We start from the raw sequence: 17,532 nt of genomic DNA, 5'->3' as shown, positions 1-17,532 counted from the left end.
GAATGCACCCGCAAGAAGCCGGGTGCATTCTGGTTGAAGCAACGGTTTAGATGGTGTCGCGTCCCAGGGAAGTCAGGATTTCATTCAACTTTTCTTTGCCACCGAGCTGTTCATAGTACTTGGGCCAGACCTGTTCGACGGCTTTATCCATCCACTCTTTTTCGCCATCGGCCGGGGTGGTGATCTCCATGCCTTTGCTGGTCAGCTCGGCCTTGATCTTGTCTTCCTGCTCAACCAGCCACTTGGCGCTGTGCTCGGTGGCTGCCTTGCCGGCTTCCAGAATGGCCTGCTGTACATCGGCGGGCTGAGATTGGTAAACGGCTTCAGACACAACCAGCGGTTCGATGGAGAACAGATAACGGATGTCGGTGATGTACTTCTGTACTTCATCAAACTTCATGGAATAAATGGTGAGATACGGGTTGTCCTGCCCGTCGACCACCCCCAACTGCAGACCGGTAAAGGTTTCGGACCAGGCCATGGGGGTGGGATTGATGCCCCAGGCGCGATAGGTATCGATCATGATTTCGTTCTGAGGAACGCGGATCTTCAGATCCTGCAGGTCTTGAAGGCTGTTCACCGGGTGTTTGGAGTTGGTCAGTACCCGGAAACCGGTATAGGTCCAGCCGACGATGCGAACACCGGCGTCGCGGATGGTATTTTCTGTCAGCTCCTTGCCGACCTCACCCTGGGTCAGTTTCACCGCGTCATCCAGGCTCTGCATCATGTAGGGCAGGGTGAGTACGCCGACGGTGGGAGAAAAGGGAGTGACGTTGTTGATGGCGAGGATGGAGAAGTCGAGCAGCCCCATGGAAGCGTCGTTGACGGTGGCCTGCTCGTCGCCCAGCTGGCCGTTGAGGAACAGCTTGGTGTCATGCTTGCCGCCGGTCTTTGCCTTGAACTCTTCGGCAAATTTCAGTCCCAGTGCGTGCTGTGCGCTGCCGGCGCCGTCACCCACCGCCACTCTGAAGGTGGCGGCCTGAGCCAGTGAACTGGTGACTGCCGCCGCCGTCAGGCAAAGTGCGACTGTGAGGGGTTTTACAAAGCGTTGTTTTAAAATCATGGCTTCTTGCTCCAGTTTCTGATGCTCCGCCACTGAGGGGGAGCGGGGACCTTCCGTGATGCCAAGCAGGTGAAAGCTTTCACTCTGCCTACAACTGGCTTTATTCATGCCGCCTCATGCCAAAATCACGGGCCGGGTGACCCCTGTTTCTGGTCAGGATGAGACGAATGACCCACTGACAATAGTCGAAGCTGGCGCTTGAAATGGTTAGGGCCACATGAATCATCAGACTGGGACCAGTATTAAAACCCCTTAATTTTAGGCAGTTACGAGCACATCAATGTAAAGTATTTGTTATCTTTTTGTTCCCTAATCTCGCATTGATTTGCCGATCAGTGCCAGCACTTCGTCGAACACCTTGTTGTCCAGAGACCGGCTCAGATCCAGTAACTGGCTGTGCCGATAATAATCACTCAGGTCCAGCCCCACGCCCAGGGCGCAGAGCGCAATCCGTCCCTCCCGTTCCAGCCGGCCACTGACCTGACGCAGGTGCAGATCGAGAATATCCTGTTCGTTGCACTGGCGAGTGGCGGTATCCATGGGGCAACCGTCGGAGATCACCAGCAACAGTCTATCCCGGGCCTGCTGTGCCAACAGTCGTTGTTCGGCCCACTGCAGCGCCTCGCCATCCAGCCCCTCGCGGAACAAATCATCCTTGAGCAGCGCCGCGATATCCCGGCGCGCCCGTCGCCAGGGAGTATCGGCGTCCTTGTAAATCAGGTGACAGCGTTCGTTCAACCGGCCGGGGTTGGCCGGGCGTCCCTGGCGCTGCCAGCGTTTGAGTGGCTGGCCACCGTTCCAGTGCCCGGTGGTGAAGCCCAGTATTTCCACCCTGGCACCCACTCGCTCCAGCGCCCGGGCCAGGGTATCCACCAGCATGCTGATGCTTTCGATATGGTTACGCATGGAGCCGGAGTTATCGATGAGGAAGGTCACGACCGCATCCCCCTTCGGCTCCAGTTTGTCCTGCTTGAAGACGCGCCGGTCGGCTATCGAGGTGACCAGCGTCGAGAGACGACGACCGTCGAGCTGGCCTTCCTCTTCGCCGAAGCGCCAGCCCTGGCGTTGTGGGCGAGCCAGCAACTGGCGCAGTTTCTTGGTGAGCACATTCAGGTTCAGGCCCTGCTCTCGGATCCGGTTATCCAGACCTTCACGCAGTCGGGTCAACAGCTCGGGCCGTACCCGCTTGTGGGCTGGCCATTCCCGATCGAAACCGCGGTCGTAAACCCGGTAGTCCAGATTATCGGCGGCCTCGCGCAGACGGTTATTGTAGGCCTGTTCGGCCGAGAGCAGGCCGGCCTCATCGCCGCCATCCAGATCCAGCAACAGACCGAACGCCCGTTTGGTATCTTCGGTGAGCGCGTCTTCCTGCTTACCATCGGCGCCTTGCCGCTGGCCGAGATCATCGATCAGCTCGTTCATACACAGGGCGATGGACAGGGCCTGCTCGGCAAAGGCGGCCTGATCATGGCGGTGGCGGCGGATCAGGCCGAAGGCGGGACCGATTTCCCGCAACAGGAACATGCGGGTCGACTCAATCATCATCTCGGTGGGCTCGTCCAGCGGCCCGCCGCCAAGCTGAACCCAGCTCATCTGGGCCAGGGTGAACAACAGCAGTCCGATATGGCTTTCGGTCTGGCCCGAGGCCTGGAATTGATTGCTCCAGGCCTCAAAGCGGTGATGCAGATTATGTCGGCTGCCCGGGTGCCAGGATTCGACCAGAGACTCGACCCGGAGCTGCTCCAACAGTTCGAATATCAGGCGGGCGACGGGCGGCGTCGGCAACCATTGCCGGTGAAGGTCGGCATCGTTGTGGCGCAGTCGCAGGGCGATGGCATCGGCGACGCCACGAAAGGAGCCGAGGTCGTCCAGTCCCTGCTGTGGGTGCAGATGAGGCGCGCGCAGCGGATAGGGCCGTCCCTGCCATTCCAGCCGGTGGCCGCGGTAACGCAGGGCATGCTGGTCCGACAGGGCGCGGATCAGGGCGGCGCTCAGTTCTTCGAGTCGTTGCTGCCGGCGTTCTTGCTGGGCCTGATCCGAGTCCGGAGTACCCGGAGTAGTGTGGGGCTTGGTCATCTTGGGGCTTCCTCACAAGGCGAGAGAGGGAACCGACGGGAAAGGATTCGCTTGGCCGGCCATCTGCGTCATGAACCGTGCCGCCGAGTCTCCATGCAGGAGTGGCGGCGAGCCGGGAAGTCAGCCGTTTTGCCTCCCTCACGCAGCATGCGGGTATCCACCTTGATTAACGTCGGTTCAATCCGATCATATCGATTACATCAGGGCCAGTTTGAGCGACTGAGACTCTTCCAGTTCCTGATCGAAACAGCGCTGGTAATACTCGGCCACCAGCGGGCGTTCGGCCTCGTCACACTTGTTGAGGAACGACAGCCGGAACGCCAGTGCCGGATCGCCGAATATCTCGGTATTTTCGGCCCAGGCAATCAGGGTGCGCGGCGACATCAGGGTGGACAGATCGCCGGCGGCAAAACCGGAACGGGTCAGCTCGGCCACCGCCACCATGGTGCTGATCAGCTGGTAGCCACGCTCGTCGGCGTAGCGGGGAACCTTGCCCTGCACGATGCTGATTTCGTCTTCCCGGGGCAGGTAATCCAGACTGGCCACGATGTTCCAGCGGTCCATTTGCGCCTGGTTGACCTGCTGCGTGCCGTGATAGAGGCCGTTGACATTGCCCAGGCCCACGGTATTGGCGGTGGCGAACAGCCGGAAGTAGGGATGAGGGTTGATCACCTGATTCTGGTCGAGCAGGGTGAATTTGCCATCCTGTTCCAGTATCCGCTGGATCACGAACATCACGTCCGGGCGACCGGCATCGAATTCATCGAAGATCAGCGCCACCGGCCGGCGCAGGGCCCAGGGCACTATGCCTTCCTGAAACTCGGTGATCTGCTTGCCGTCCTTCAGCGCTATGGTGTCCTTGCCCACCAGATCCAGCCGGCTGATATGACCGTCCAGATTGACCCGCACGCAGGGCCAGTTCAGCCGGGCGGCGACCTGTTCGATATGGGTGGATTTGCCGGTACCGTGCAGGCCCTGAACCAGTACCCGGCGATTGCGGGTAAAGCCGGCCAGTATGGCCATGGTCACGTCCGGGTTGAAGCAATAGGCCGGATCGATGTCGGGCACGTGCTCGTCCTTGTTATCGAACACCGGCACCTTGAAGTCGGAATCGATATTGAACAGTTCGCGTACCGAAACAAGCCGGCTGGGATGGTCGTGAATAAGACTGGTCATGGTATTGCCCTCGTTTGCGGCGACACGGGTAAACAGAGTGTTAACAGTGTATCTGCCGGTCCGGCCCCGGGCAGGGGCCAGTTAGCACGGGGGGATGTAGCCAGTGGGCCGCCGGCAGGCCCCTGAGCTGCCGGCAGTGTTCAGACTTTCTGTCGCGTGATGGTGCTACCCTCGAGCGGCTTTTCACCCGGCGGGGCGATATGGCATTCCTGGAAAATTCTGGCGGTACAGGTTTTGCAAACCGCCGGATCCAGCTGGTTGTAGATACGGTGAATGGCCTGGCCCTTGTTGATGAAAATATGATCCTCACCCAGTTGCTCGATCAGGTTGTTGCGCTTCAAGGTCCGCAGCACCCCCTCCTTGAGGTTGCCCAGATAGAGATCGCCCCCGGCGGCCCGTCGCCGCTGAGACTCCTGCAACAGCATTTCGGCACCGACGATATCCACGAAATTCATGCCGTTGCCCACGATCAGCAGGCGGGGCTCGCGGATATTCTGCAGGTATTCTTGCACATGGTTTACCGCCCCGAAAAACAGCGAACCTTCGATGCGAATGATGCGCAGCTGCGGACAATAGGGCAGGCGTCGTTGCTCGGCGCTGACAAAGAACGGGTGCCTGGCATCCGGGTCCGGCAGGATGGACACGATGCGCGGGGTCGAGGTTCGTTTCAGATAAAACACCAGTGACAGTATCACCCCCGCATAAATGGCAAACTCCAGTGCCACCAGCAAGGTGGCGGCAAAGGTGACCAGCAGGACCGTGGTTTCGGACCTGGCCGCACGGAAGATCAGTTTGATGTGACGCACATCGATCAGGTTCCAGGCCACCACCAGCAGCAGACCGGCCATGGCCGGGATGGGCAGCCAGGCGGTGATGCCGGAAAAAAGCAGCAGTATCACCAGCAGGAACAGCGAGGCAAATACCGCCGCCAGGGGGGTTCGGGCACCACTGGTATAGTTGACGCCGGTGCGGGTAAATGAGCCGGAAGAGGCATAGCAGGAGAAGAAGGCGCCGACCAGATTCGACAGGCCCTGGCCGATAAACTCCTGATTGTCATCCAGTCGCTGATGGGAGCGGCTGGCGATGGCCCGGGAGATGGAAGAGGCTTCGACCAGCCCGAGCAGGCTGATGGCCAGGGCGCCGGAGGAAAGCGCGCTGATACTGCCGAAGCTGAGATCGGGCATGCTCAATGGTGGCAGGCTGGCGGGAATGGCCCCCACCATGGCGATATGCTGTTGCCCGGGGTCGAGTAACAGCGCCAGTCCGCTGGCCAGCGCCAGGGCCAGCAGCATATTGGGCCAGCGCGGACGGATTTTCTTGATCAGTATGCAACTTACCAGGGTCAGCAGACCCACCGCCAGACTGTAGGGATCGGCCTGGGACAAATGGCTCAATACCTGCCAGCCATTGTCGGTAAAGCTGCCGTCGGTTGGCAGCGACAATCCCAGCAGATTCTGTAGTTGGCTGGCGGCGATGACCACGGCGGCGCCGGCGGTAAAACCAATCACCACCGAGTGGGAAACGAAGTTGACCAGCACGCCGAGCCGGGCCGCAGCCATCACCAGTTGAAAGACCCCCTTCATCAGGGTCAGGGTCAGCGCCAGGGCGATGAATTCGGCCGTCCCCGGTTCTGCCAGCGGGCTGACCGAGGTGAATACCACGATGGACATGGCGGCGGTCGGGCCGGAGATCAGGTGCCAGGAAGAGCCGAACAGGGCGGCGATAATGGCCGGTATGATGGCGGCGTAGAGTCCGTATTCCGGCGGCAAGCCGGCGATAAGGGCATAGGCCACGCCCTGGGGCAACACGATAACGGCGTTGGTCAGCCCGGCCTGAGCGTCTGCCCGCAGGCTGGTACCATTGACCAGCGGCGTCCACTGCAGGAACGGCAGCAACCGGGTCCAGATATCCGGTTTGCTCAGGGCCTTGTTTGCCATCTTTATTCTCCCTTGTGTTGTCGTGCATCCGTTGCCGTCAGGAACCTGGCGGCGGGCGATAAGGTTTGGATCTATCGATCGAGGATAACTGGCCATTGTTGCACTGTTAACATCCGGATAACGTCACGGCAGAAACGATTTTACAATGAGCCGGCGGCGGTGGCGCAGTTCGTATTTTTTATTATATCACCGCAGCCGTCATCCCTTGCCGAAGTGGAGGTGCCATTCTGCACCGCCAGCCAGGCAGAAAACAGCTGGGAGGGGCATTATGGCATTTATCTCGTATCACCCGGCAACCGGGGCTGAGGTGGAGCGTATCGATACGCTGTCTGCCTCCGAACTCGAACGACGCGTACAGCAGAGCTGTCAGGCCGCACAGGCGTGGCGGCATAGCGCCTTTGCCGAACGCAGCGCCTTGCTGAACCGGCTGGCGTCACTGTTGTCCGCCAATCGGGAGCGACTGGCACTGTGCATGACCCGGGACATGGGCAAGCTGCTGAGCGAAGCCCTGGCCGAGGTGGACCGCTGTGCGCTGGAGTGTGCCTACTTTGCCGCCCACGGTCAGGCCATGCTGCCGCTGGCGCGAAGCATGACCACCTTCGAACCCATGGGTACGATACTGCTGCTGAGCTCCTGGCGTTTCCCTTTGTGGCAGGTGTTTCGCGTGCTGGCGCCAACTCTGATGGCCGGTAACGTCATGCTGCTGAAGCTGGCCGAGAACCTGCCGCACTGTGCCCGGGAAATCGAATTGCTGCTGGCCGAGGCCGGTGCGCCCGATGGGCTGGTGTCCAGCCTGTTGATTACCAAGTCGCAGGTTGCCGCGTTGATTGCCGACGACCGGGTGAAGGCGCTGGCGTTCAGTGGCAACCGGGAAGATGCCAGCCGGGTGGCGGCACTGGCCGGACAGCAGTTGAAGCCGATAGTGCTGGAACTGGATGAAACCGAGCTGCATATCATCCTGGATGATGCGGATCTGGATATGGCGGTGGAGGCGGCACTGCGCTCCCGTTTTCGCAATGCCGGCCAGCTGGGTCATGCGGCGAGAGGCTTCATGGTGACTCCGGGCATTGCCGATGACTTTGTGGCCCGGCTTTCGGCCCGGCTCGCCGAGTTGCAGCCGGGAGAGCCGGACAAACTGAGTACCACGCTGGGGCCGCTGGCCACCCGGTTACAGCGGGATGAATTGCACCAACAGGTGCAAGCGGCACTGGCCGATGGTGCCCGGGTCGAACAGGGTTGTGAGTTGCCGGCCGGGGAAGGCTGGTATTATCCCGCTTCCCTGCTGGATCGGGTACAACCCGAGATGCCGGTGTTTCGCCGGCAACTGAGTGGTCCCCTGGCCTGCGTGCTCCGGGTGCCGCACATGGATGCGATCAGCGAGATGTGTCAGGAGCTGGGGCCGGACGGCACCGTAAGCATCTGGACCCGGGATCTGACTCAGGGCGAACGGCTGGCGCGACGGCTGCCGTTTGGATCCAGCCTGGTGAATATGGATCCTTATCAGGGCAAGGGCTATCCGTCCGGATTCAGCCCGGCGCCGGAGGGGCGGTTCAACATCAAGGCCTTCTGCCACCTGAAGACATTGCTGATATCGGTCTAGCAGGCTGGTTCCAGCCGGTATTAACATCTGGCCCTGTCATTTCTGGCAGGGTTTGCTTACAATTCCCGCTATTATGTATTGCGTGAGTTCTCCCGCCAGGAATGGCCCCGTCTTTATCTACTGTCACGGATCCGACGCCCCTAGTGCAATACACTGCTACTTGCTTGTTGTAGCAGTATATTTTTAGTCGTATTACTTTTTTGGGCAAACAGATGACAGCAACGTATCCAACCCTGGAACAGATGGGAATCACTTCTTTCGACAGCATCAGCCGTTACAGCCTGCGCCGCGAGGTCCGGGCCGATGTGCTCAAGGTCTATTATCGCCGGCCGAGCGGATCTTTCCTGTCGCGCAGCAAGAAGTTCACCTTTGCCCGCGCCAGGACCAATGTACCGGTCGAATTTCAGAAAACCGAAGCATGGCACAAGCTGGAAGACACCAGCCCGATCCTTCGTCAGGCGTTGGCAGAATTGCAGGCCTTGCTGCAGCCCGCCGAGGTGCCGGCGGGTGATGACGTAGCGGCGCAGGATACCAAACAGCAGTTGCTGGCCGATCTGGCGCATATGGAGCAGGTGATGAAGGCGAAGCTGGACGAACTCCGCCGGCAGATTGAAGCACTCAGCTAATGCAGAAAGGGCGGCTCGGCCGCCCTTTTCGATGCTGCTGTTCTGGTGACGGCGACTCAGGATGCCTGAGCCTGTTGCTGTCTCAACATCGACTCCGCCATTTTCTTGCCAAACAACTCCATGACCGCCTCTTCATCGCCATTGGCATCGCGTAATGCCCCAACCATGGCTTCCAGCGTCGGCATCGTCTTTTCGATCAGTTGCTGCACATACACTTCCGGCGTGACCCGGGTAAAGGCTTCGTACTCGGCAAACAGACGGGCGGTGGCATCGTTCAGATGGATGGTCACTTCCTTTTGTTCCGACATAAACCGGTTCCTTATTGGTTGAGATTGGGTACAGATACCAATCTAAAAGGCACGGCGGTTGACGGCTAGCACCAGCGTCACCAGAACGATAGGGCCAGCTGGACTCATCGTTCAGGTTGACTGGTTCTAATCGCGGGGGCAAACAGCCGCTAGGCTGTGTTAACAGCTTGTAATGTCATTTCAAGGTCGGTTTTGCTACGCTGTCTTCTTTCCGGCCAATAGGGATTATCGGTATGCCAGTTTCCACGACATTGACCGCCATGGGCATCGATGACATCGATGCCATCAGTCGTTTCACCATCAGCCGTCATCATGATCATGAGGTGCTGAAGGTCTATTTCGAACGCCCCGCCGACTCCTGCCTGCCGGCCAGCCTCAAGTTTCGTTTTCCCTGCGATAACCATTCCGAGGTTCAGGCCACGTTGCAGCAGGTTCGTGCCGAGCTTGAGCAGATACTGGAACAACGCCAGCCCGATCCACGAATGGCGATAGTACAGAATCTGGAGCAGCTCGAGCAGGTCATGGAGGACAAGATGGCGGAACTCAAACGAAGGCTGGCCGAACTGCCGGACTGACTACCGGCATCGTCTGGCCACCATAAAAAAACCACCGGTCTGAGCCGGTGGTTTTTTGTTTGTCCGAGCCATTACATCGTGGCGTTACATATAAATGAACTTGGCAATGAAGATGGCGCTCAGCACATAGACGCCGACCGAGACCTTGTGCGCCTGACCGGTGGCCAACTTGAGAACGGCGTAGCTGACAAAGCCCATGGCGATACCGTTGGCGATGGAGAAGGTCAGCGGCATCATCAGGGCGGTGATGGCGGCCGGGGCCATCTCGGTATAATCGTCCCATTCGATCCTGGCCAGGCTGCTCATCATGGCGAAGGCCACGTAGAGCAGGGCACCGGCAGTGGCGTAGGGCGGTATCATGCCGGCCAGCGGTGACAGGAACATCGACAGCAGGAACAGCGCGGCAATGGTGACCGCGGTCAGGCCGGTGCGGCCCCCGGCGGCCACGCCGGCGGCGCTTTCCACATAACTGGTTACCGGCGGGCAGCCAACGAAGGTACCGATGACGGAAGAGGCGCTGTCGGCTTTCAGGGACTTTTTCAGGCCTTCGATGGAGCCGTCCGGCCGACGCAGGTTGGCCCGCTCGGCCACGCCCATCAGGGTGCCGGCAGTGTCGAACATGTTCACGAACAGAAACGACAGGATCACGGTGATCATGCCTACATCCAGCGCACCCATGATATCCAGTTTCATGAAGGTGGGGGCGATGCCGGGGGGCATGGCGAAGACGCCGTTGTATTCGACGATGCCCATCAACAGACCCGCCAGAGTCACGCCGATCACGCCGATTAATACGGCGCCGAATATCCTGCGATGTACCAGAATGGCGATGGTCAGGAAACAGACGGCGGCGAGCCAGGCACTGGGTTGCGTCAAATCGCCGAGGGTGATCAGGGTGGCCGGGCTGGCGGTGACGATACCGGCCGTTTTCAGGCCGATCAGGCCAAGAAAGAGGCCGACACCGGCCGTCATGGCATAGCGTAACGATTCGGGAATGGCGTCGAGCACCCATTCACGAATTTTCCAGAAGCTCATGGCGGTAAAAATCACGCCGGACCAGAACACGGCGCCGAGCGCGACTTCCCAGCTGTAACCCATTTCGCCGACCACGGTGAAGGCGAAAAAGGCATTCAGGCCCATACCCGGCGCCAGACCGACCGGCCAGTTGGCGTACAGACCCATGAACAGAGTGGCAATGGCGGCACCGATACAGGTGGCCACGAAGACGGCGCCGGCATCCATGCCCGAGGCGGCCATGATATTGGGGTTAACAAAAATGATGTAGGCCATGGTGATAAAAGTGGTCAGGCCGGCAACCAGTTCGGTTTTGACCGAGGTGCCATGGGCACTCAATTTAAACCACTTTTCAAGCATGCCCCCGGAAGTTGGGATGGATTGCGGGGTTGACTCATGTTTGGCATTTTCCATGACCGGAAGTCCTCGAGTAGATGGAATGACAGACAGCCAATGCCGAACGATATGTGGTGACCTTCGGCGTTGGCTGGTGCTGTATGCTACCCGTTAGCTGCCTCTGTAGGTAGAGTAGCTGTAGGGTGAGATAAGCAGTGGTACATGATAGTGTTCCTGGCCTTCGGCCAGGCCGAAGCGAATGACGACGTCATCCAGAAAGGCTGGCTCCAGCAGTTCAACACCTTGTCTCTTCATATAGGGACCGGTATGAAACACCAATTGGTATTTGCCGGGCACATAGTCTTCGCCTTCCAGCACGGGGGCATCGGTACGGCCATCGCTATTGGTGTACACAGTATTGATCAAAGTAGTGTGCTCACCTTCAACCCGATACAGTTCGATTTTAATATCGGAGCCGGGCAGGCCCTTCGAAGCGTCGAGGATATGTGTGGTTAATCTTCCCATGGTTCGTTACCTTGCGCGTATTACGCGTCTCCGTTCATTCAAGGTACTGTCTTCGCGGTTTTCCTTGTTCCATATTGTGGCCAGGAGAGTGCGGTGACAGGGTTAGTTTTATATCAAGATAATATCGCCTAGTCTACATTTAATTAACATAATCAAGCATAATGATCACAATTTCCGGTGACATTGCATTATTTATTATCCTGACCAGGCAGGATTGTCTTTACTTTGGTGGTTCAAAGCAAGATTTTCGGTATGATGTGATACAAAAATCAAACCTGTTATTTACACATATTGATTTTATTGTATACAATAAAATCAATATTATGACTGGCCAGCCCCTGCTGCATATCTTGTCTCGGCTGGTGTCTCAAACCTGCGTTTCAAGGAGTTTTTTCGATGAGCCAACACAACGACTATCCTCGCGATCTCGTCGGCTATGGTGCCAACCCGCCTCACCCCAGGTGGCCGAACCAGGCCCGTATCGCCATCAACTTTGTGCTGAACTACGAAGAAGGCGGTGAGCGTAACGTGCTGCATGGCGATGGCGAATCCGAAGCTTTCCTGTCCGAAATGCCGGCCGCGGTGTCGTTTCCCGATGCCCGTCACATGAGCATGGAGTCTATCTACGAATACGGTAGCCGTGCTGGTGTGTGGCGTCTGTTGCGCCTGTTCAAGCGTTACGACATTCCCCTGACCATCTTCGCCGTGGCCACCGCCATCGAGCGTTATCCGGAAATCGCCAGGGCGTTCATGGACGAAGGTCACGAGATCTGCTCCCACGCCTACAAGTGGATCAGCTACCAGTTCATGAGCGAAGAAGAAGAGCGGGAGCATCTGCACAAGGCGCTGGAAATCTTCGAGCGAGTCTGTGGTGAACGGCCGCTGGGCTGGTATACCGGCCGTGACAGCCCCAACACCCGCAAGCTGGTGATGGAAGAGGGCGGCTTTATGTACGACTCCGACTCCTACGCCGACGATCTGCCTACTGGGTCGACAACAATGGTCAGGGCCACCTGGTGATCCCGTACGTGATGGACACCAACGACATGCGCTTCGGTCAGGGGTGCTACAACAACGGTGAAGAGTTCTACCAGTACCTGAAAGACGCCTTCGACGTGTTGTACGAAGAGGGGGCCGAGGCGCCCAAGATGTTGTCCATCGGCATGCACTGCCGCCTGCTGGGGCGCCCTGGCCGGATGGCGGGTCTGGAGCGTTTCATCAAGTACGCCCGCAGCCACGATCAGGTGTGGTTTACCCGCCGTATCGATATAGCCCGGCACTGGCACGAGCACCATCCCTATAAAGGAAACAAGTAATGAGCCGTTTTACTACCTGTACTCCCAGCACCATGAGCCGCGACGAATTCGTGGCCGCGTTCGCCGACATCTACGAGCACTCTCCCTGGGTGGCCGAGCAGACCTTCGATCAGGGGCTGACCGCGGAAGATGACCACATCGAACAGCTGCACCGCCGCATGGCGGCGGTGATGAGCAATGCCGACCAGCAGGCGCAGCTCGATCTGATCAACGCTCACCCGGATCTGGCCGGCAAGGCCGCCCAGCGCGGCGAGCTGACCGAAGCCTCTACCAGCGAGCAGGCCGGCGCCGGCATCAGCGAGTGTACCGCCGAAGAGTTTGCCCGTTTTACCGAGCTGAATAACGCCTACAAGGAAAAGTTCGCCTTTCCTTTCATCATGGCGGTGAGAGGGTCTGACCGGCACCAGATCCTGGCGGCATTCGAAGAGCGTATTCACAATGACTACGACACCGAATTTGCCCGTGCAGTTAAAGAAATCAACAAGATAGCTCAGTTCCGTCTGAGCGCTATGTAATAAGGGACGGGGTGGTTTCACCCCGTTGTTATGCTTTTCGGAGGGAGCAATGATCAAGACCCTGAAGATAGAGCCGCTGACTCGGGAAGCGTTCGCCCCTTTTGGCGACGTGATCGAGTCTGAAGGTCGCGATTACTTCATGATTAACAACGGTTCTACCCGTCGTTACCACAAGCTGGGTGATGTGCAGCTGGACGAACAGGGCGAGGGCATTATCAATATTTTCCGGGCCGACACCCTGGCGTATCCGCTGCCGATCAAGATGCTGGAACGTCACCCGTTCGGTTCCCAGTCCTTTATCCCGCTGTCCGGCCACGAGTTTCTGCTGGTGGTTGCCCCTGTTGGCGACGGCAGCATGAATATCGACCCGGCGACCGTGCGCGCCTTCCGCGCCGGCGGTCGTCAGGGCGTCAACTATCACCGTGGCGTCTGGCATCATCCGATCATGGCACTGCACGATGGCGACGAGTTCCTGGTGGTCGATCGCGCGGTCCCGGCAACAACTGTGACGAATTCTACTTTGACGAGTCCATCCGGCTGACCGTAGAACTCGACTAAGCCGTGTATTTTTCCTCTTGCCGCAGGCAAGAGGAAGCTCCAATTCTTGCTCGCTTCACGCTTCACGCTTCACGCTTCACGCCTCGCTATTGATACGGATCTTCTCCGTTGAATTCGCGGGTGAAAATATCCCAGAACACCAGGAACAGCGCCGCCACCAGCGGGCCGATCACGAAGCCGTTGATGCCCATCAGGCTCAGGCCGCCGAGGGTGGAGAACAGCACCAGATAATCGGGTAACTTGGTATCGCGGCCTACCAGCAACGGGCGCAGGACGTTATCGGCCAGGCCGATCACCAGGGCTCCGAAGCCGACCAGTACCGAGCCGGCAATCCAGTTGCCGGTGGCATAGAGGTACAACGCTACCGGCAGCCACACCAGGCCGGCGCCTACCGCCGGGATCAGCGACAGAAAGGCCATCACCACTCCCCACAGCAAGGGGCCGGGAATCGCCAGCGCCCAGAAGATAAAGCCCCCCAGGCGCCCTGGACCATGGCCACCAGAATGTTGCCCTTGACCGTGGCCCGGGTGACTTCCGAAAACTTGCTGAACAGCCGGCGTTCACGTGCATCCCCCAGCGGCAATGCCTTGACCAGCAGTTCGATCAGCTGGTGGCCGTCGCGCAGCAGAAAGAAACTGAGGTAGAGCATCAAGGCCACGTTCATCACGAAGGCGAAGGTACTCTGGCCGGCACCGATGGCTTTTTCTGCCAGCAGCTTGCTGGTCGCCACGGCGCCTTCGGACAGCTTCTGCCGGATACTGTCGATATCGATGCCCAGTCGCTCCAGCAGCTCGGGTATCAACGGAAAGGCGTCACGCATCTGTTCCAGCCACCCGGCCGGGTTGATCTCGCCCTTGTCGATACGTTGATAGAGCGCCAGCCCTTCCTGAATAAAGGAGGTGGCGATCAGCAGCACCGGCAGCACCACGATGAACATACAGAGGAGCAGGGTGAGCAGGGCGGCACGATTGGGTTTGGGGCCGATCAGACGCAGAATGCGCTCCTGCAGCGGGTTGAAGATGACCCCGATGGCGCAGGCCCAGAAAATGGCGCCCCAGAAGGGCTTGAGCAGCAACCCGAACAGCAGGCTGACCAACAGCAGCATAAACAGAAAAGAGCGTTGTTCGAGTTTTTCGCGCATGGTAGTGGTGATCCCTGATAAGACACTGAACCCATGGTAAAGAAGGGCGGAGGCCGAAGCCAGTGGTTCGGCGACAAAGGCTGGCGCCAGCACAGGACTTGTCCTGGCTGCCAGCCTTGATCTCCCCTCGTGGCAGCAAGGGGCTGGCGCCGGCATCTGCCATTCAGACCAGACATGGCTCGCTCTTCAGGCCGGGATAACGGCAGGGCTCGGCGCAGCCCGAGCGTCTTGTCTTTCCTGTGGTGATCGACCCCGTTATGATGCTGGCATGAATCTAGCTACCGAACACGACATGAATACGACCATTCTCGCCGGACCCCTACTGCGCCGGGCCAGCTGCGAGCGACTGGTGTTCTGGCTGGCCAGCCGGACGCCGGTACAATTCCGGCTGCTGTTGCCCGACAGCCCGCCCCAGGACATCACCGGCGACCGGCAGCAGCAGTTGCAGGTGGGAGAGCGTTGTTTTATCCAGCTGCTGGACATCACGCTTGAAACCCCGCTGCCGGCCGACACCTTGATTGCGTACGATCTGCAATGGCGTGAGTCGGCACAGGATGACTGGCACGGCATGGCCGATTGGGCCGCCGAACTGTGTTATCCGGAGGAGTGCCTGCCGAGTCTGGTGATCCGCAGCCGGTTGGACGAGGTATTGCACGGCTCCTGTCGCAAACCCCATCACGCCGCGCCCGACGGACTGGTGGCGGCCGATGCCTGGCTGCAGCAATGCCATGCCCAGCCGTTGAGTCGCCCGGCGGTGCTGATGCTGAGTGGGGATCAAATCTATGCGGACGACGTGGCCGGGCCCATGCTCACCGCCATTCATCAGTTGATCGACGAGCTGGGGCTGTATCCGGAAACCCTGGAGGGCGCCCTGGTCGCCGACAGCGCCGAGCTCTTCGCCAGTCCGCTCAACTACTATCGTCGCAGCGAGCTGTTGCCCAGCATCAAAGGCAACCAGACGCTGCAGCAGCGTTTCTTCGAAGGGGCGCGCAAGCCCATCTTCACCACCAGCAGTGCCGACAACCATCTGATCACCCTGGCCGAGGTGCTGGCCATGTATCTTCTGGTCTGGTCACCGGAGCCCTGGCGCGGCCTGTCCGACGCGCAGCCGGAACTGAGCCCGGAACGACAGCAGCAATATCAGACCGAACGGCAACGGCTGGCCGCCTTTGTGGAGGGATTGCCGGCGGTGCGCCGCCTGCTCGCTCACCTGCCGACCCTGATGATCTTCGACGATCATGATGTCACCGATGACTGGAACCTGACCGCGGCCTGGGAAGAAAGCGCCTATGGTCATCCTTTTTCGCGCAGGATCATCGGCAATGCGCTGGTGGGCTACCTGCTCTGTCAGGGTTGGGGCAACGATCCCGATGCCTTCAAAGATGAACCGATGGCTTTGCTCGATGCCTGGTGCAAGCGGCCGACCGCGCAATCCCAGGATCGACTGATCGATCATCTGTTGAAATTCGAGAGCTGGCACTACAGCCTGCCGACCAGTCCCAAGTTGCTGGTGCTGGATACCCGCACCCGGCGCTGGCGGGCCGAGTCCAACTTTGGCCGGCCCTCGGGGCTGATGGACTGGGAGGCCCTGACCGAGCTGCAGGGCGAGCTGCTGCATCACGAGGCGGTGGTGATCGTGTCGCCAACACCGGTATTCGGGGTCAAGCTTATCGAGGTGATCCAGAAGATCTTCACCTGGTTTGGCAAGCCGCTGCTGGTGGATGCGGAAAACTGGATGGCCCATAAGGGCACCGCCAACGTGATCCTCAACATCTTCCGCCATGCCCGGACCCCGGCCAACTACGTGATCCTGTCGGGAGACGTGCATTACTCCTTCATGTACGACATCAAGTTGCGGTATCGCGGCGGGGAGCCCCATATCTGGCAGATCACCAGCAGCGGTATCAAGAACGAATTTCCGGCCCGGCTGCTGGACGTGCTGGACCGGCTCAACCGCTGGCTGTATGCCCCCCGCTCGCCACTGAACTGGCTGACCCGGCGGCGGCGGCTGGAGATCACGCCTCATCCGCCGGTATCGGCGTCGAGGGGCGAGCGGCTGCTGAATCGCTCCGGCATCGGCTATGTCCGGTTCAACGAGGCCGGCGAGCCGATACTGGTGCGGCAGATCACCCATGAGGGGGCGGTCGACTTTGTCGCCGAGCAGGCGGCGGAGCCAAAGGCGACCCTGAGCAGGAAAGAGCGCTGAGTGTTCGGCGAGGCGCTGACTAGTCCTCGGGCAGCCCCAGCGGTTGGCCATAACTGAATTCCACGTAATTGCCGTTGGGATCCTTCACCCCGCAGTAATAACCCACCGGCCAGGGTTCGTCCCGGGGCGGCCAGATCAGGCAACCGGCGGCCCTGGCCCGACGAGCGAGCTCGTCCACCGCCGCCCGGCTGGGCAGGGCGAAGCCGAAATGACGATAGTCGTGGGCAGACAGCTGCAGATCCTCGCCGCCGTTCATCAGCACGAAGATGAATTCCCGCTCCCGGCCGGGCTCGGCGAGCCAGACGATGGTTTGCGGCGGCTTTTCCCGTCGGTGGGTTTCGACCATGCCGCAGAAGCCACAGTAAAAGCGGATGCAGGCATCGATATCCCGTACATGCAGGGCAATATGGGTGAGGCGGGGGTAATGCTGCTCAGGCATGATGACCATCTCCTTGAAGCGGGTTGCCCGTTGAGTATGGCGGCAGCCGGCCACGGTTGCCAAAGACCGGCCCGACGGGTGCGCCGGCCGGCGGCGGCTGTTAAAGTAGCCGGGCAATCCA

The 17,532-nt window shown here is 59.4% G+C and carries 16 protein-coding genes and 1 pseudogene; 8 read left to right on the top strand and 9 right to left on the bottom strand.

Features of this window, described 5'->3' with window-relative positions; genetic code table 11:
• Positions 1-46 precede the first annotated feature (46 nt).
• From BFR47_RS17145 to BFR47_RS17130, 4 genes are all read right to left on the bottom strand, one after another.
• On the bottom strand, positions 47-1,171 hold the full coding sequence (locus tag BFR47_RS17145; protein WP_245748994.1) for a TRAP transporter substrate-binding protein: 1,125 nt from the start codon (positions 1,169-1,171) through the stop codon (positions 47-49).
• 201 nt (positions 1,172-1,372) lie between these two features.
• The gene (locus tag BFR47_RS17140) at positions 1,373-3,139 is read right to left on the bottom strand and encodes a cobaltochelatase CobT-related protein (RefSeq protein WP_071474189.1); all 1,767 of its coding nucleotides are present in this window, start codon (positions 3,137-3,139) and stop codon (positions 1,373-1,375) included.
• A 195-nt stretch (positions 3,140-3,334) separates the two neighbouring features.
• The gene (locus BFR47_RS17135; RefSeq protein ID WP_071474188.1) at positions 3,335-4,315 is read right to left on the bottom strand and encodes an AAA family ATPase; all 981 of its coding nucleotides are present in this window, start codon (positions 4,313-4,315) and stop codon (positions 3,335-3,337) included.
• Between the two features lie 140 nt (positions 4,316-4,455).
• The gene (locus BFR47_RS17130; RefSeq protein ID WP_071474187.1) at positions 4,456-6,252 is read right to left on the bottom strand and encodes a SulP family inorganic anion transporter; all 1,797 of its coding nucleotides are present in this window, start codon (positions 6,250-6,252) and stop codon (positions 4,456-4,458) included.
• Positions 6,253-6,520: 268 nt separating this feature from the next.
• On the opposite strand from BFR47_RS17130, the gene BFR47_RS17125 reads away from it, so the two are divergent.
• Positions 6,521-7,852, top strand: a complete 1,332-nt coding sequence (locus BFR47_RS17125) for an aldehyde dehydrogenase family protein (protein ID WP_071474186.1) — start codon at positions 6,521-6,523, stop codon at positions 7,850-7,852.
• A gap of 212 nt (positions 7,853-8,064) precedes the next feature.
• Entirely contained in the window at positions 8,065-8,478 is a 414-nt protein-coding gene (locus tag BFR47_RS17120; protein WP_071474226.1) for a DUF3461 family protein, read from the top strand.
• Between the two features lie 56 nt (positions 8,479-8,534).
• Here BFR47_RS17120 and BFR47_RS17115 read toward each other — a convergent pair whose 3' ends face one another.
• Positions 8,535-8,786: a hypothetical protein gene (locus BFR47_RS17115; protein WP_071474185.1), complete on the bottom strand. Its 252-nt coding sequence runs from the start codon at positions 8,784-8,786 to the stop codon at positions 8,535-8,537.
• A gap of 233 nt (positions 8,787-9,019) precedes the next feature.
• Here BFR47_RS17115 and BFR47_RS17110 point away from each other — a divergent pair, with 233 nt between their 5' ends.
• Positions 9,020-9,361: a DUF3461 family protein gene (locus tag BFR47_RS17110; protein ID WP_071474184.1), complete on the top strand. Its 342-nt coding sequence runs from the start codon at positions 9,020-9,022 to the stop codon at positions 9,359-9,361.
• An 84-nt stretch (positions 9,362-9,445) separates the two neighbouring features.
• Here BFR47_RS17110 and BFR47_RS17105 read toward each other — a convergent pair whose 3' ends face one another.
• Positions 9,446-10,789 carry an NCS2 family permease gene (locus BFR47_RS17105; protein WP_071474183.1) on the bottom strand — a complete coding sequence of 448 codons (1,344 nt, stop codon included), beginning with the start codon at positions 10,787-10,789 and terminating at the stop codon, positions 9,446-9,448.
• Positions 10,790-10,882: 93 nt separating this feature from the next.
• On the bottom strand, positions 10,883-11,236 hold the full coding sequence (uraH, locus tag BFR47_RS17100) for a hydroxyisourate hydrolase (protein ID WP_071474182.1): 354 nt from the start codon (positions 11,234-11,236) through the stop codon (positions 10,883-10,885).
• A gap of 396 nt (positions 11,237-11,632) precedes the next feature.
• Between uraH and BFR47_RS17095 the strand changes: the two genes are divergently transcribed.
• From BFR47_RS17095 to BFR47_RS17085, 4 genes are read left to right on the top strand one after another with little or no spacing between them, the layout of a single operon-like run.
• On the top strand, positions 11,633-12,256 hold the full coding sequence (locus tag BFR47_RS17095; protein WP_245748992.1) for a polysaccharide deacetylase family protein: 624 nt from the start codon (positions 11,633-11,635) through the stop codon (positions 12,254-12,256).
• Entirely contained in the window at positions 12,253-12,552 is a 300-nt protein-coding gene (locus tag BFR47_RS18900; RefSeq protein WP_245748991.1) for a hypothetical protein, read from the top strand. Before BFR47_RS17095 ends, BFR47_RS18900 begins: the two co-directional genes overlap by 4 nt.
• Positions 12,552-13,067 (top strand): 2-oxo-4-hydroxy-4-carboxy-5-ureidoimidazoline decarboxylase, encoded by a 516-nt coding sequence (gene uraD / locus BFR47_RS17090; protein WP_071474181.1) that lies wholly within the window; start codon positions 12,552-12,554, stop codon positions 13,065-13,067. The genes BFR47_RS18900 and uraD overlap by 1 nt, the downstream gene beginning before the upstream one ends.
• Positions 13,068-13,116: 49 nt before the next feature.
• Positions 13,117-13,608 (top strand): ureidoglycolate lyase, encoded by a 492-nt coding sequence (locus BFR47_RS17085; RefSeq protein ID WP_245748990.1) that lies wholly within the window; start codon positions 13,117-13,119, stop codon positions 13,606-13,608.
• A gap of 103 nt (positions 13,609-13,711) precedes the next feature.
• Here the strand turns inward: BFR47_RS17085 and BFR47_RS17080 are convergent.
• Positions 13,712-14,730, bottom strand: a pseudogene (locus tag BFR47_RS17080) (AI-2E family transporter).
• Positions 14,731-15,034: 304 nt separating this feature from the next.
• On the opposite strand from BFR47_RS17080, the gene BFR47_RS17075 reads away from it, so the two are divergent.
• Positions 15,035-16,972 (top strand): alkaline phosphatase D family protein, encoded by a 1,938-nt coding sequence (locus BFR47_RS17075; RefSeq protein ID WP_245748989.1) that lies wholly within the window; start codon positions 15,035-15,037, stop codon positions 16,970-16,972.
• Positions 16,973-16,991: 19 nt separating this feature from the next.
• Here BFR47_RS17075 and BFR47_RS17070 read toward each other — a convergent pair whose 3' ends face one another.
• Positions 16,992-17,411 (bottom strand): VOC family protein, encoded by a 420-nt coding sequence (locus BFR47_RS17070; protein ID WP_071474225.1) that lies wholly within the window; start codon positions 17,409-17,411, stop codon positions 16,992-16,994.
• Positions 17,412-17,532: the final 121 nt, after the last annotated feature.

Origin of the sequence: Oceanisphaera psychrotolerans, from assembly GCF_001870485.1 — a bacterium.
Taxonomy (GTDB): Bacteria; Pseudomonadota; Gammaproteobacteria; order Enterobacterales; family Aeromonadaceae; genus Oceanimonas; species Oceanimonas psychrotolerans.
This window is presented reverse-complemented; position numbering and strand designations above follow the sequence as displayed.

What these genes read in the sequence shown, in the direction of transcription:
- BFR47_RS17145 (WP_245748994.1), bottom strand. Translation starts at nt 1,171, where the DNA reads ATGAATAAAGCCAGTTGTAGGCAGAGTGAAAGCTTTCACCTGCTTGGC.
- BFR47_RS17140 (WP_071474189.1), bottom strand. Translation starts at nt 3,139, where the DNA reads ATGACCAAGCCCCACACTACTCCGGGTACTCCGGACTCGGATCAGGCC.
- BFR47_RS17135 (WP_071474188.1), bottom strand. Translation starts at nt 4,315, where the DNA reads ATGACCAGTCTTATTCACGACCATCCCAGCCGGCTTGTTTCGGTACGC.
- BFR47_RS17130 (WP_071474187.1), bottom strand. Translation starts at nt 6,252, where the DNA reads ATGGCAAACAAGGCCCTGAGCAAACCGGATATCTGGACCCGGTTGCTG.
- BFR47_RS17125 (WP_071474186.1), top strand. Translation starts at nt 6,521, where the DNA reads ATGGCATTTATCTCGTATCACCCGGCAACCGGGGCTGAGGTGGAGCGT.
- BFR47_RS17120 (WP_071474226.1), top strand. Translation starts at nt 8,065, where the DNA reads ATGACAGCAACGTATCCAACCCTGGAACAGATGGGAATCACTTCTTTC.
- BFR47_RS17115 (WP_071474185.1), bottom strand. Translation starts at nt 8,786, where the DNA reads ATGTCGGAACAAAAGGAAGTGACCATCCATCTGAACGATGCCACCGCC.
- BFR47_RS17110 (WP_071474184.1), top strand. Translation starts at nt 9,020, where the DNA reads ATGCCAGTTTCCACGACATTGACCGCCATGGGCATCGATGACATCGAT.
- BFR47_RS17105 (WP_071474183.1), bottom strand. Translation starts at nt 10,789, where the DNA reads ATGGAAAATGCCAAACATGAGTCAACCCCGCAATCCATCCCAACTTCC.
- uraH (WP_071474182.1), bottom strand. Translation starts at nt 11,236, where the DNA reads ATGGGAAGATTAACCACACATATCCTCGACGCTTCGAAGGGCCTGCCC.
- BFR47_RS17095 (WP_245748992.1), top strand. Translation starts at nt 11,633, where the DNA reads ATGAGCCAACACAACGACTATCCTCGCGATCTCGTCGGCTATGGTGCC.
- uraD (WP_071474181.1), top strand. Translation starts at nt 12,552, where the DNA reads ATGAGCCGTTTTACTACCTGTACTCCCAGCACCATGAGCCGCGACGAA.
- BFR47_RS17085 (WP_245748990.1), top strand. Translation starts at nt 13,117, where the DNA reads ATGATCAAGACCCTGAAGATAGAGCCGCTGACTCGGGAAGCGTTCGCC.
- BFR47_RS17075 (WP_245748989.1), top strand. Translation starts at nt 15,035, where the DNA reads ATGAATCTAGCTACCGAACACGACATGAATACGACCATTCTCGCCGGA.
- BFR47_RS17070 (WP_071474225.1), bottom strand. Translation starts at nt 17,411, where the DNA reads ATGCCTGAGCAGCATTACCCCCGCCTCACCCATATTGCCCTGCATGTA.